Source organism: Marinifilum sp. RC60d5, from assembly GCF_052400665.1.
GTDB lineage: Bacteria > Bacteroidota > Bacteroidia > Bacteroidales > Marinifilaceae > JBQTGK01.
In genome coordinates, this window is record NZ_JBQTGK010000007.1 from 35,475 (window position 1) to 49,034 (window position 13,560).

The 13,560-nt window shown below is 33.6% G+C and carries 16 protein-coding genes and 1 tRNA gene; 12 read left to right on the forward strand and 5 right to left on the reverse strand.

Annotation, left to right across the window (positions count from 1 at the left end; all coding sequences use genetic code 11):
• Positions 1 to 11 precede the first annotated feature (11 nt).
• Entirely contained in the window at positions 12 to 665 is a 654-nt protein-coding gene (locus tag ACT3CE_RS14415; protein WP_444710470.1) for a response regulator, read from the reverse strand.
• Positions 652 to 1,914: a sensor histidine kinase gene (locus tag ACT3CE_RS14420; protein WP_444710471.1), complete on the reverse strand. Its 1,263-nt coding sequence runs from the start codon at positions 1,912 to 1,914 to the stop codon at positions 652 to 654. Before ACT3CE_RS14420 ends, ACT3CE_RS14415 begins: the two co-directional genes overlap by 14 nt.
• Before the next feature lie 194 nt (positions 1,915 to 2,108).
• Here ACT3CE_RS14420 and ACT3CE_RS14425 point away from each other — a divergent pair, with 194 nt between their 5' ends.
• Positions 2,109 to 2,396, forward strand: coding sequence for a hypothetical protein (locus ACT3CE_RS14425; RefSeq protein ID WP_444710472.1), 288 nt, complete (start codon positions 2,109 to 2,111; stop codon positions 2,394 to 2,396).
• 99 nt (positions 2,397 to 2,495) lie between these two features.
• Positions 2,496 to 3,122, forward strand: coding sequence for a YqaA family protein (locus tag ACT3CE_RS14430; RefSeq protein WP_444710473.1), 627 nt, complete (start codon positions 2,496 to 2,498; stop codon positions 3,120 to 3,122).
• Between the two features lie 45 nt (positions 3,123 to 3,167).
• On the opposite strand, the gene ACT3CE_RS14435 is transcribed toward ACT3CE_RS14430, so the two are convergent.
• The 3 genes from ACT3CE_RS14435 to ACT3CE_RS14445 form a co-directional block, all read right to left on the reverse strand.
• A tRNA-Leu gene (locus ACT3CE_RS14435) sits at positions 3,168 to 3,249 on the reverse strand.
• 160 nt (positions 3,250 to 3,409) lie between these two features.
• The gene (locus ACT3CE_RS14440) at positions 3,410 to 3,778 is read right to left on the reverse strand and encodes a hypothetical protein (RefSeq protein ID WP_444710474.1); all 369 of its coding nucleotides are present in this window, start codon (positions 3,776 to 3,778) and stop codon (positions 3,410 to 3,412) included.
• Between the two features lie 50 nt (positions 3,779 to 3,828).
• Entirely contained in the window at positions 3,829 to 4,164 is a 336-nt protein-coding gene (locus ACT3CE_RS14445; RefSeq protein ID WP_444710475.1) for a DUF6686 family protein, read from the reverse strand.
• Positions 4,165 to 4,381: 217 nt separating this feature from the next.
• Between ACT3CE_RS14445 and mnmE the strand changes: the two genes are divergently transcribed.
• From mnmE to ACT3CE_RS14495, 10 genes are all read left to right on the forward strand, one after another.
• Positions 4,382 to 5,779: a tRNA uridine-5-carboxymethylaminomethyl(34) synthesis GTPase MnmE gene (mnmE, locus tag ACT3CE_RS14450; RefSeq protein ID WP_444710476.1), complete on the forward strand. Its 1,398-nt coding sequence runs from the start codon at positions 4,382 to 4,384 to the stop codon at positions 5,777 to 5,779.
• 214 nt (positions 5,780 to 5,993) lie between these two features.
• Positions 5,994 to 6,359 (forward strand): helix-turn-helix domain-containing protein, encoded by a 366-nt coding sequence (locus tag ACT3CE_RS14455; protein WP_444710477.1) that lies wholly within the window; start codon positions 5,994 to 5,996, stop codon positions 6,357 to 6,359.
• Positions 6,359 to 7,453 carry a phage integrase SAM-like domain-containing protein gene (locus ACT3CE_RS14460; RefSeq protein ID WP_444710478.1) on the forward strand — a complete coding sequence of 365 codons (1,095 nt, stop codon included), beginning with the start codon at positions 6,359 to 6,361 and terminating at the stop codon, positions 7,451 to 7,453. The genes ACT3CE_RS14455 and ACT3CE_RS14460 overlap by 1 nt, the downstream gene beginning before the upstream one ends.
• Positions 7,453 to 8,475, forward strand: coding sequence for a DUF6617 family protein (locus ACT3CE_RS14465; RefSeq protein ID WP_444710479.1), 1,023 nt, complete (start codon positions 7,453 to 7,455; stop codon positions 8,473 to 8,475). Before ACT3CE_RS14460 ends, ACT3CE_RS14465 begins: the two co-directional genes overlap by 1 nt.
• Before the next feature lie 199 nt (positions 8,476 to 8,674).
• Positions 8,675 to 8,977 (forward strand): helix-turn-helix domain-containing protein, encoded by a 303-nt coding sequence (locus ACT3CE_RS14470; protein WP_444710480.1) that lies wholly within the window; start codon positions 8,675 to 8,677, stop codon positions 8,975 to 8,977.
• The gene (locus tag ACT3CE_RS14475) at positions 8,974 to 9,267 is read left to right on the forward strand and encodes a helix-turn-helix domain-containing protein (RefSeq protein ID WP_444710481.1); all 294 of its coding nucleotides are present in this window, start codon (positions 8,974 to 8,976) and stop codon (positions 9,265 to 9,267) included. Before ACT3CE_RS14470 ends, ACT3CE_RS14475 begins: the two co-directional genes overlap by 4 nt.
• A complete protein-coding gene (locus ACT3CE_RS14480) occupies positions 9,257 to 10,189 on the forward strand; it encodes a BT4734/BF3469 family protein (RefSeq protein ID WP_444710482.1) in 933 nt (310 codons plus the stop codon). Before ACT3CE_RS14475 ends, ACT3CE_RS14480 begins: the two co-directional genes overlap by 11 nt.
• 150 nt (positions 10,190 to 10,339) lie before the next feature.
• Positions 10,340 to 12,181, forward strand: a complete 1,842-nt coding sequence (locus tag ACT3CE_RS14485) for a DUF3987 domain-containing protein (protein WP_444710483.1) — start codon at positions 10,340 to 10,342, stop codon at positions 12,179 to 12,181.
• A 189-nt stretch (positions 12,182 to 12,370) separates the two neighbouring features.
• Complete coding sequence (locus ACT3CE_RS14490; RefSeq protein ID WP_444710484.1) at positions 12,371 to 13,057, forward strand: hypothetical protein; 687 nt, start codon at positions 12,371 to 12,373, stop codon at positions 13,055 to 13,057.
• 209 nt (positions 13,058 to 13,266) lie between these two features.
• Positions 13,267 to 13,548 (forward strand): helix-turn-helix domain-containing protein, encoded by a 282-nt coding sequence (locus tag ACT3CE_RS14495; protein WP_444710485.1) that lies wholly within the window; start codon positions 13,267 to 13,269, stop codon positions 13,546 to 13,548.
• Positions 13,549 to 13,560 lie beyond the last annotated feature (12 nt).

Consider the following 13,560-nt stretch of genomic DNA (forward strand, 5'->3'; position numbering starts at 1 on the left):
GATAGTAAAAACTAGTCTTTGATTAAGCCATGTTTAAATGCATAAATTACCAAATTAACAGAATTGTAAGTTTCTGTTTTCTGAAATAAGCTACTCTTATGTTTTTCAATAGTTTTTGGACTTAAAAAGGTCTGTTCCGCAATTTCCTTGTTCCCTAATCCTTTACAAATTAAGTCTAAAATTTCTGTCTCCCTATCGGTGAATTCAGGGACATCCAGATATTTTTTCTTGTGCTTTTGTAATGAGTTTTTTTTATTCGATAAGAGGTCAATCATTTCTTCGGAAAAGTAATTACCACCTGAATTTACTTTTTTAATAGCATTTTCAAACTCATCAATTTCAGCACTTTTTAACATATAAGCTTCTACCCCTGCCATTAGCATTTGTTCCAGATAATCATCATCTAAAAATGTGGTAAGGGCAATAATTTTCATATTGGGAAATCGTTCTAAAGCTTTTTGTGTAGCTTCTACTCCATTAATATCTGGCATATTAATATCCATAAAAATGATATCTGGAGAATGAGTGTTTAGCAGTTGCAATAATTCCCTTCCATTGGATGCTTCACCAATTATTTCAACATACTGGAAACTCTGCAGTAATAATCGAAAACCATCTCTAAAAATTTTATGATCATCTACTAATATTACTTTAATTGATTTCATCGATCTGTTTTATCGTGTTTATATCAAACTTAATTTCAATAAAAAAACCCTTTCCTGGTTTACTTTTAATATCAAGTTTTCCTCCAATTGAATTAATTCGATCCGTAATATTCTTTAATCCCATCCCTCCACTCTCATTAATAGGAATTTTTGCAGAATCAAATCCAATTCCATTATCGGAATAATTTAATAAAATGGTTTTATAACCCGATAGTTTAAGATAGGCTTTGCTGGCCTGTGCATGTTTTAAGCTATTATTTATTAACTCATTACATATTCTATAAACAATTACTTCTGTACTTTTTAAAGGCTTTCCCTTAAAATTATCTGTATTTACAGTTAAATTTATTTTGCCTAATTTATTGATTTTATCGGAAAGTTTTTGCAGAGATTCACTTAAATTATAACGATTTAATACCGATGGATTTAAATTATTAATCACCTCACCAACAGCACCTAATGCCTGTTTTGACAGTAAGGTAATTTGATTTAATTTGACATTTACATCCGGATTTTTTTCGAGCTCTTTTGCTACTATTTTTCCATACATTCCAATACTGGAAAGTAAAGCGCCCAAATCATCGTGTAAATCCCTTGCAATTCTTTTACGTTCTCGCTGTTCAACCTTCATGGTGTTTCGAACTAAGTCTGCGTTTACTCGAATTAAATTATTTGCTAAGCCAATAATTAATAACAAACTCAATATCAACAAAATAAAAACCACCACTATAAGCACAAATATTTGCTGTTTTAATCTTGAATTTGTCTCATTAATGTATAAATGCAGGCTTTTTTCATAGTTCGTGAAGTATTTCTGAAACTGATAAAAAGATTTATTAAAACTTAAATATTCATCAATTTTCTTGATTCTACTCTCAAAATTTGAAATTGTCTGCTTAAGCTTAGATAAGTCGGATAGGATTAATTTCGCATGACTTAAAGTGTGGGTGCGAGAATTCGCCATTACATCTTCTATATCAGCAATATATACTTTTGATTTTATTAAGTAATTTTCGCAGGAATCAATATCTTCCTTTTGTCTGCTTTGTATATAATTATCTAATTTTATTCTGCTATCAAGAAAGCTAATCTCAATTTTCTCGGATTTTTCAACTAATTTGATATGCTCTTTATCAAGGCTAGTGCTAAAATGAAATGTATAGATTATACCACCAAAAGAAAATAAGCTAAATAATACCAAAACAATTACAATTTTCTGCTTAATTAAATGGTTTTTTCTGATACTCATAAGCTCTGATTATTTTGACAATAAACAAATATAAAAATATTATTTATGTACAAATAAAGAATAGGTTTATTTTAAATTTAGAATAAAACTTTCAATAATAATTTAAAATGAAAAATTTATATTTTTTAACAAAAAACAAGTGTTTTTAGACAGTTATTTATGTATATTTGTTAATTGCAATCTAAAAAAGATTAATGAAAAAGTCACTTGTAATTATCCTGCTCTCAATGGCATTTCTATCACTTCCGGTGATAATGAAATACCATCAATTTGAGTGCGATTTAACAATAGACCTTTTCGATTCGAATACTGAAAATTCTGAACTATCGGATAAAAACGATAATGAGGAAACTGAAGAAATTAACATGAGTAGTATTTTATCTAAGATACTTCCTTTAAAAAGTAAGAGTGAATTTCTTCATAAAATATTCGAAATTATTAATCCTTCAAGAGAAGTAGATTCGCCACCTCCAAGACAGTAACAATTCTGAATGAGCTAATTTTCTGAGCTCTGTATTTAGCTTTCTTATTTTTTTTATCCGTTTGTTTAAGTTTTAAACAAAGCTATTGTTACGCCATAAATGAAAACATACTTTGAACGCAAAAATCGTAAACCGAGAGTTTTGCTACTGCATCAATATTATGCCTATACAGGCTTTTATCAGTTCATTATCAAAAGTCTTAAAAAAGTAATTTTACCTGTTGTATTTCTTATTTCAGCACTATTATTTGTTGATTATTTTATTCTTGATCTTACCTCCATATTTACAGAAAAAACAAAAGATTATTCCCGATTAGGAGTTTTCTCACTTTTTTTTGTTTCAGAATCGATCTTAGGCTTACTTCCACCTGAACTATTTATTGCCTGGATCAAAACATTACCCAATCCGCTTGTTCACTTGTCTTTTTTAGCTCTACTCTCTTATTTAGGAGGTTGTGTATCCTATTTTATTGGTAAAGGAGTAATTAAATTTCCTTCTTTTAAACAAGCTATCGAAGGAAAAATGAAGAAACACATTGTTCATTTAAAAAAATGGGGTGGTTTTTTAATAGTTATCGGTGCTTTGCTCCCTATTCCCTTTTCGATGGTAAGTATCGCATCGGGAATGATTAATTATAAACTAAGTAAATATCTGCTTTTTGGACTATTTCGTTTTTTAAGATTTTATCTGTTTGCTATCGCAATTTTTAGTTTTATGGAAAACTAAAATCTCAACAAATAAAAAAGGACCAACTAATGTTGATCCTTTTTGTGCGGATGAAGGGACTCGAACCCCCACGCCCTAAGGCACTAGATCCTAAGTCTAGCGCGGCTACCAATTACGCCACATCCGCCTTGCGTTAATTGCGAGGCAAATATGATGCTTTTTTCTATAGTCTCCAAATGTTTTTGAATATAAAAATAGTCTACAAGTCGCTATCTTCAACACTTCCGACAATAATTAACTGATTAACAGCACCAAATAAATATTAAAAAAAAGTAATATTTATTTCATTATTTTTCTGTGCTTAATAATTCAATTGGCTGCATAATAAATACACCAAAACACTCATGACCGTCGTGACTATGTCCGACAATCTGATTTTGAGCATTTAAGATCCCTTCCCAAGTATCTAAATTGTATTCAAATTGCTTTTCTACATCTAATAATTCTACTTTTGTTCCTGTAACCGAAAAATTTGTTCCATCATAACTACCTTCCACATGCTGCTCTACCCTAAATGGGGTTTCCTCGTCTATTCGTTCTGTATAAACAACTACTCCAGTTAATTTATCTCCATTCTGTGTAAATTCGGCAAAACCTTCATCTTTGCCAAAACCAAAATCCTCGTTGAACGACCATCGGCCAGTAATATTTTTCATTGTTTTGTTTTAGTATCATTTATTATAAAAAACAAAAGTAGAAACAATAATTAGTTTAGACTAAAATCGATCTCTAGTTTTGTAAAACTTAAGATATTGTCGTTTAATCTTTGGATACATAAGCGTTTAAGATCCTCCAATTCTCCCCCGTGCATTATGAAATTGCAGGCTCCACTGCCTATGGGAATCATTATTTTTCTATGATAAGGTGAATTTTCATTCTCTTTTTCTGTTTGCTCTATATTTATATCATGCACATAATCAGCAAACTGATGATACTTGATTTCATTCGAAAAATTGATATTTATATTATTAAATTCCAAATGAATTGATTGATAGGAATCACATTTAAATACTGATCCGTTTGATGTCTTATTATATACCATATCCTTATATATTTTAGTGTTTACATACAAATCTAAAGTCTAAAGTGTTGCTTAACAATACCTATAAATAGTGATTTTTAATTTCGAAAAGCTAACAAAGGAAATGAAGATCATTCCTAATATCGATTACTATTAGATAATTTTAGAATCTTAATTCTTAATTCATAATTCTCACTTATCTTTGTAAACTTAAATATTGACAAAAATTCATTGTATCATGATCGATCAATCAACTATATGTGCCATATCAACTGCTCCTGGAAATGGAGCTATTGCAATTGTACGCCTCTCGGGAGATAATGCTATTTCTATTTGTGAAAAAGTATTTCATCCTCTTAAATCAAAAAAATTAAATGAACAAAAAGCAAATACTGTGCATTTTGGGACCATTAATGATGGCGAAGAAATAATCGACGAAGTATTAGTTAGCATATTTAAAGCTCCTCATTCTTACACAGGAGAAAATAGTATCGAAATTGCTTGCCATGGAGCACCTTTTATACAGCATAGAATTTTACAGGTGTTACTAAAAAATGGTGCCCGAACTGCAAATCCTGGTGAATATACTCAACGTGCTTTTCTTAATGGAAAAATGGATCTTTCTCAAGCCGAGGCTGTTGCCGATTTAATTGCCTCTACTTCTGCGGCCGCTCATAAAGTTGCATTGCAACAAATGCGTGGAGGTTTTTCTAACGAAATTGCTAATTTAAGAGACAGGCTTCTTAATTTTATTTCATTAATAGAGTTGGAACTTGATTTTGGTGAAGAAGATGTTGAATTTGCAGATCGCAGTCAGTTAACAAATTTAGTTGACGAAATTAAAGGTCTAATTCAAAAACTGGTTAACTCTTTCGAGCTAGGAAATGTAATTAAAAACGGAGTACCTGTTGCCATTGTTGGGAATACGAATGTAGGTAAATCAACACTTTTAAATGCTCTTTTGAACGAAGACAGAGCCATTGTTTCGGATATTGCAGGCACAACTCGTGATGTAATTGAGGACACCATTAACCTTGGCGGAATTACATTCCGATTTATAGATACTGCAGGAATTCGTACCACATTGGATCGAATTGAAAGCATGGGAATCGAACGCACCTACAGCAAAATGAAACAAGCTCAAATTGTTATGCTTTTGGTGGATGCCGATAAGGATATTGATCAACTAAATGAATCAATTGCTGCTGTTAATAAAACAATTGATCGTGATTCTCAACATCTTTTGGTTTGTATTAATAAAATTGATTTAATTGAAAATCCACAAGAAATTGCAAAAAATCTAATAGGTCTTAAAGCTGAAGATAAAGTCATGTTTATTTCTGCCAAGCAAAAACAAAATATCGATGCTTTAACCAATGAATTACTTAAGTCTGTTAATATGGGGAAAGTAAATGAACAAGATGTAATTGTTACCAATATTCGCCATTTCGAAGCTCTTAAAAATGCATTGGAAAGTATACAGAGAGTGTCTCAGGGAATAGTCAGCCAAATTCCTACCGATTTTCTTGCTCAGGACATTCGCGAATGCCTTCATTTCCTTGGAGAGATAACTGGTGATATTAGTACTGATGAAGTTTTGGGAAATATATTTAAGAATTTCTGCATCGGGAAGTAATCCACCTTCCGATATTTGTCATCAATCCTCATTTACTGCATCTTACAAATATTTATTTTCACTTATCTGTTGCCCATCTGCATTTTTTTATCTATTTTAGTTGTACAGTTGTTGCCCAAACAATCTTATTTGTTGCCTAGCAACAGAGAAAGATAAATAATGGCAGTTAAAGACAACTTACGACAGTTATAGACAATTAAAGGCAGTTGGTGGCATGAGTAGTAAAATTCAAATTTCAAAACATTGCGAGTATTGCGGTAAGGAATTTACTGCAAGAACTACAGTGACTAGATTTTGCACCCAAAAATGCGCAGCAAAATCTTACAAACAACGCAAAAAGGAAAATAAGTTTAGCAAAGCTCTAGAGGAAGCCAATAAAGCTAAGCACTCCTTTCCTAAAGATTCAATTCTTGAATCAGCAAAACAAAAAGAATTCCTTTCCATCAAAGAAGCTTATACCCTACTCGGCATTAGTGAACGCACATTCTATCGCGTCATGAAAGATGGAACCATTCCTACTACCAAATTTGGTAGACGTACCATTATTAAAAAATCTGACATTGATAAACTATTTACCTAATGAAAGTAACCTTACGTCAACGCAACAAAAGTGGTAAAATAAGCCTGTATCTGGATTTCTATCACAAAGGAATTAGAAAGTATGAATACTTAAGACTTTACCTTGTTGAAAAACCAAAAACAAGTGACGATCGTCGCCTAAACAAAGAAACACTAGAATTAGCTAATAATTTAAGAGCCAAAAGGCAAATTGAACTTCAAAATGGTTTCTACGGATTTAGCGATTCTGAGAAAATATGCTCTAGTTTTCTACCCTACTTTGAATCTTTAGCTGAAAAACGCAAAGAAAGCGGAGGAAATTACGGCAACTGGATGAGTGCATTAAAACATCTAAAAAAATGGAAAAAGGCAGATGTTCGCTTCATGGACATAAACAATGTATGGCTTGAAGATTTAAAACATTATCTGGTGTATGAAGCCAGGACAAAACAAGGAAAAAGCCTTTCTAAGAATTCATGTGTATCCTATTTCAATAAGGTAAGAGCTACCTTAAAACAAGCTGTAAAAGACAAAATTATTTCTGAAAACCCAGGAGAAGATGTTAAAGGAATACAAGAGGCTGAAACAAAAAGAGAATTCTTAACGCTCGAAGAGCTTAAACAAATCGTAAATGCACATTGTGAAATCGAGGTACTAAAAAACGCATTTATCTTTAGTGCCCTTACCGGATTACGTTTTTCGGATATTGAAAAACTAACATGGGCAGAAATACAACACTCCGAGGAAAATGGATACTATATTCGATTTAAACAACAAAAAACGAAAGGTCAGGAAACACTCCCAATATCCGAAGATGCCATCAAATTTACAGGAGAAAGACCGCCTAACAATCAAAAAGTATTTAAGGGACTTACCTATAGCGATTACAACAACGCGAAAATTCGTGAATGGATGATACGTGCAGGAATCGAAAAACACATTACCTTCCACTGCGCACGACACACTTACGCAACGCTGCAATTAACATTAGGCACAGACATCTATACTGTTTCTAAACTACTAGGTCATAAAAGTCTAAAAACTACTGAAGTCTATGCAAAAATTATAGACGAAAAGAAAACCCAAGCCGCTAACCGAATTAAACTCGATCTTTAATGAACGCAATAGAATTATATCAAAAAATATTGTTCCTGGAGCTTCGCCCTTGGCAAATGAACAATCTCTCAGATCTAAAATTCAAACACCTTATACTCGATATAAAAAAAGAGTACTATACACATCAACCCAATTACGAAGTAGTCTTTTGTAAACCTCTATCATATTTTCGTAAATACTACAACAATTTAATTGAATACTCTGCTATTAACTTTTTAAATGAGTTTTATTCCGAAATTCAACTAACATCCAATAAAAGCGAAATTGCCTATTTGGTCAATCAAGCTATAAATAAAAAGCTATCACAAAAATTAAAAGAAATAGATCAAGTTATTCAGAGTAGAAATTATACACCTGAACAATTCGATCTAAACAGTCCTAACAAAGCTAAAGACCCTACCATTGCAGATGAATCCTATGTCATTCACCTGTTAAAATATCATATGATAAGATTGTTTATGGATATCCAGGAAACTTATAAAAATGAACTACATGGTGAATACTTGAGTAAAGAGGAGATCTTTTACAAATATTTTAACGAGAATCCACCTTCTCAAGAAATTATAATTGAAGCTGATAATTTTCCAAATACCAATCCAATTATAAAAACAAGTACGGAAGAAACCAAACCAACATTTAACCCAATTAGGGATGATATAAGACCAAACAATACGAAAGTGCTATTATTTGAGCAGATCATTAAAAACCCTTCCCGATTCTCACATATAGAAGAGTTGATGTATGAAAAAGAATTGATTGATGACAATTATAATTTTAAGGATAAATACGGCATAAAAAGATATTTGGCGGCTCTTTATCATCAACTAATTAGAAAAGGATACTTCAACTCTCGCTACTTCCCTGAGAACAAAGAAATAGAACCTCTTATGATTAGAAAGTTCCTGGATTATAGATACAATTCAAACATAGATAAGCAATTCCGAACATGGAATAATGATCAAGCTGGATTATTAAATTTTATTGAAAAAGATTACTGGTTAGATAATATTTCTGCCTGTTAAAATTGCGGTAATTTGCCGTCAATTTTCCAATTACAATTACCACTCAAAATCATAAGTGGCTGATTTACTACACCCTACACTTTCCAAAATTACCACATAATAAACTGCCATCATTGCTGTATTATATTGCATATGTCATTGATAATCAGTGATGACTTTATCGATAGAGTCCATTTTCAAACTTGTAATTCACAAAGGAATGGATTCAGTTATTTTAAAAAAATTAGAAAGCATTGAACAGATGCTTACTGAGCAGAATATGCTCAAAAAAGAAGTAATAAACTTCAACGAAGCCTGTAAATACCTTGAGTTCTCAGAATCTCACTTGTACAAACTAACAAGTAGTAATCTGATACCCCATTACAAACCCAACGGGAAAAAAATCTATTTCAACCGCAAAGAATTAGATACCTGGTTGCTGCGCAACCGTATTAGCTCTAAAGATGAAATAGATCAAAGAGCAGCCGATTATCTCGTAAAAAAAGGGAGGATCACATTATGACTCAAATCATAAAAATGATGTTGAATCTCTCAGGCGAGATCAAATCAATCAAAATACTGCTCGAAACTTTTCACAAAACAAGACTCGAAAAGTTCACCGAAGCATGGATCGACGGACAGGATGTAATGCAAGTGCTGCACATCAGCAAAAGAACTCTGCAAACCCTCAGGGACAGTCATACACTTCCCTACAGCCGCATCAATGGCAAATTCTACTACAAGCTTTCTGATATAGAGAACATGTTGGAATCCAACTATTCACCATCTAAATCAGCACGCCATGGAAAATAGCAGAAAAGCCATTTTGTCTAAAACCCATTGCGGTTTAAAGATATACGCACACATACTGCGTAAATATTATCCTGGAACAACAGTCCTTTCCCTTTCGGGGAAGGATTGCCTTCCGGCAAGGAATCCTTTCAACGCCGATAAAGCAACATTAAAAATTTCAATCAAAGACAATTGCGGCTGGCATACCGACACAGAAAAAGCAATTCCCGATGGTGATGTTTTCGACTTTGCAGAACAACATTACAAAATAGAAGGCGATGATTTGCTTCAAAGAATAAAGGAAGAATTAAACCTCAGTAAGCTAAAAGTTCAATCAGGTACCGAAATAAACCTAAGCTTGTTAAATGCACCTCGTTTTTCCTATTTCAAGCATCCAATTCGCAATACAGTACCTTTTGAAAAATTCACATTGCTCGATGTATATCAGGTAATCATCGGAAATGCTTTTAAGAAGAATACCAAAGCTTTGCGTAAAATTAGCGATCCAAAACAAGCGCGAAATTTTAAAGCCAACAACTTCGATTACGTTACCTTTTCAGGTGTTTTCTCAAAACGAAAAGATACCGAATTAATTAAGCATTCAGGCTTACTGACCATCGATTTCGACCACATTCCAAACCTTCAGCAATTGAAAAATCAACTACTGAACGATGAATACTTCGAAACCGAACTGATGTTCACATCACCCTCAGGAGATGGCTTAAAATGGATCATTTCCATTGATCTCTCACAAGCCTCACATGCCAATAACTTTCAGGCAATAGCGAACTATATCAAATACACTTACAAGGTAGAAGTTGATAAATCAGGCAAAGACATTTCAAGGGCATGTTTTCTGCCTCACGATCCCGAAGCCTATATCAATCCCAATTATTTCAGTAATCGTAAATCAGTAAATACAGAGAATTATGAAAGCAAATAAATACATCAAATATATATTTAGATTCCTACAAAAAGTAACATCAAACACCTGGCCCATCTGGTGGACAGTCATTCCCTTTCTCTTGCTCTATTCGGTTCAGTTTTCCAAATGTTCACAAATTTTTCGTGTAATCCTTTAAAAGCAATAGTCATGAAGAAAGAATTCAAGCCACAAGAATGGCTAAACATAGATACTAGTAGTAATACAATGCCTTGTGTTTCAAATCAAAGAACAGACGCAATGTCTTGTACCTCAAAGACCCCTTTAGGGAATTGGAGCAAAGCGGAAATCGACGAAGTCCATTTAGGAGTTACTGACATCGAACAACCTGAATTAAGCGAAGTCGAAATGATCACCCAGCGCATCGAATCCAGCCAAACCGACATCACAACAAATTATGCCGATTGGCGCGATATAGGCTTTGCACTAGCCGATGAATTAGGAGAAGCAGGTAGAGATTACTACCATCGCATCAGCCGATTCCATCCCGATTACAACACGAAGGATTGCAATCAGCAATTCGACAAATGCCTCAAAGCAAACGGACAGGGAATCACAATCAAAACCCTCTTCCATCTCGCCAAATCCGAAGGAATCAATATTTCCTTTCCCAAGACTAAAAGAAACCTGTCAGAGTCTTCAAGACCTGACAGCGTTTTAAACGCCAATGAAGAAGTCATTTTCAATACCCCACAAATCCCCTCTTTAATCTATGAGCAATTGCCCGATATTTTGAAAGAAAGCACTAATCTATTTCAAGAAGGCATCGAAAAAGATGTATTCCTAATTGGTGCATTATCTGTTATCAGTGCATGCTTACCCAATATCGAAGGAATCTATTTCGATGAGCCCGTTTCAGCTCATCTCTATGCCTTCATCACAGCACCTGCCGGATCAGGTAAAGGAAAGCTGAAATGGGCAAAATACTTTGGCATAAAAATTCATAAAACCATTGTCGAAGAATCCATTCAGGAAAAAGAAGAGTATGACCGGCAAATAGAGGAATACAACAACCTCAATAAAAAACAGCGTCAGGCTGTCGAAAAACCCATCGAACCCAAACGTAAAATGTTCTACATTCCTGCCAATAGCAGTGCTTCTGCATTTATCCAGGCATTGGCCGATAACGATTTTAAAGGCATCATTTTCGAAACCGAAGCCGATACCCTGTCAGGAACCCTAAAACAAGATTGGGGAAACTTTACCGATGTGCTCCGAAAAGCCTTTCACCACGAAAGTACCAACATGTTTCGTCGGAAAGACAGTGAATACATCGAAATTGAAGATCCACATCTGGCAATTGCCCTGTCTGGTACGCCAAAACAGGTACACAACATGATGCCCGATGCGGAAAACGGACTCTTCAGTCGTTTCCTTTATTACGCTTTCGAAGATTTCAGCGACTTTAAAAATCCATTTGTTTCTTACTCCTCAGTCAATTATACCGAGTTTTTCGAAGCGAAAGCCCGGGAAATAGATGACTTGTATCAAATGCTGAAACAAAACAGTTCTCCCATTCGTTTTTCTTTCACAAACAAACAAGGAGAAAGATTCACCCAACAATTCAACACCCTTTACAATCGCAACCGAATGTTACTGGGGAACGATTTCAATGCAAATAGCCGACGTTTAGGCCTAATAACTTTCAGAATTGCCATGGTTCTTCGCAGCCTTCGAATTCTCGAAGACGGCGACACATCAACTCCATTACTCTGCAACGAAGTCGATTTCCAAACAGCCATCGAAATAGCTTTCACTTTAGAAAAGCATGCTATCGCTGTATTTCAAAACCTCCCCAACAACAACAACTTAAAGGGAATTAAACTGAAATTCTACAACGCTTTGCCCCACGAGTTCAATCGGCAGGAATATTTGGCAGTTGCAAAACAGCTTGATATAAAAGATAAGACTGCAGAAAAGTACGTCACACAATTTCGTGAAGCTAAGCTGCTCAGCCACGAGCATAACAAATACACAAAAACAAATACATAATACTCTATCCCAATGGGATGCAATACCAAATAGGTGAGCATCCCATTTTTATTTATTCAAAGAACAAAACTTGGCACATTTGACAGGTTGATTTTAAAATTTAAAAACGTAAATTGATGTGCTTTTTTTACTCCTTTTAAAATAATCAAGCACTGTAAAAGGAGATAATAAATAATAACCCTAAAAAAAATGGTAATCTCTGACAATGAATTAAATATTCTCAAAAATCTAATAGTAGGTAAATCAATTGCCAAAGTATTGGAAATATTAAAAGCTTCTGAAGAAGAAATTGGCCTTATAGGTGTAAAATCAAATGAAACTTATACCAATAATGTGTGGGATAATAATGCTGATAAAATTATTCATTATTACACCTCAAACATACACAGACCTTGCAAAAGGAGATTGCGAAAAAAAATTGAACTCCTAAATGCGAAAAAAGGTTTTGCCATTCCTCAAGATCAATTAATAGCTAAAAAGCAAGCTAAACCAACACCTGAACAGAAACCTAAGAAAACAACTCTTTCATTAGCAAAACAGGAAGCCATAGAAAAGGAAGCAAAACACAACATCTATGTTTATTTTCAAAGATTAAACTATGCAAAAGAAATTTTTAAAATATACAATTCACCAGATGTATTTACAAACCTAAAAAATCACATGCTTGAATTGTATGAATCAGACAAAGAAGTGTACAACAGGATACTTCGTAAAAAGAATTTCGATGGGTTGTGCAAATGCTTACCAAAAATGAATTCTACCAAAACAGCAATTAAATTATTCGAATTCAAAAAAAGAAATAGCGAAGATCATTCAAATGATGATAGGAATTCTATTCATGCAATTTCCATCCCCATGGGTGGTAAAAATAATTAGGAAATAGGAAACAGAGGAAATATAGGAATTCAAATCGTTTAATTAAAATATTGATTAATTAGGAGTTGGTTGTTGAGCGTAGTCGAAACATTCTATACTTCCTACAATTCCCCCTCTCCTATGTTAATAAAAATTAGCCTTTTCTTTCTTTTCTTTGCTTTTACTTTAGTACATTGTCCAATATTTGACAAGTCACAAACAAAATAGTCATGTTTTTAGGAAAACGAATCAGAGAACTCAGAGAAGAAAGAGAATTACTGCAACGGCAATTAGCAGCTGAATTGGAAATTGACACACCAATGTTTAGCAAAATTGAACGTGGCGATCGTAAAGCAAAACGGGAACAAGTTGTTAAAATGGCAAAGCTTTTCGAAGTTGATCAAGAAGAACTAATATCTCTTTGGTTGGCTGGTCAGATTTATGGGATTGTCAAAAATGAAAACGAAGCATTAAATGCTTTAGAAATTGTTAAACAACTATACAAGGATTGAATAAGAGGTGCC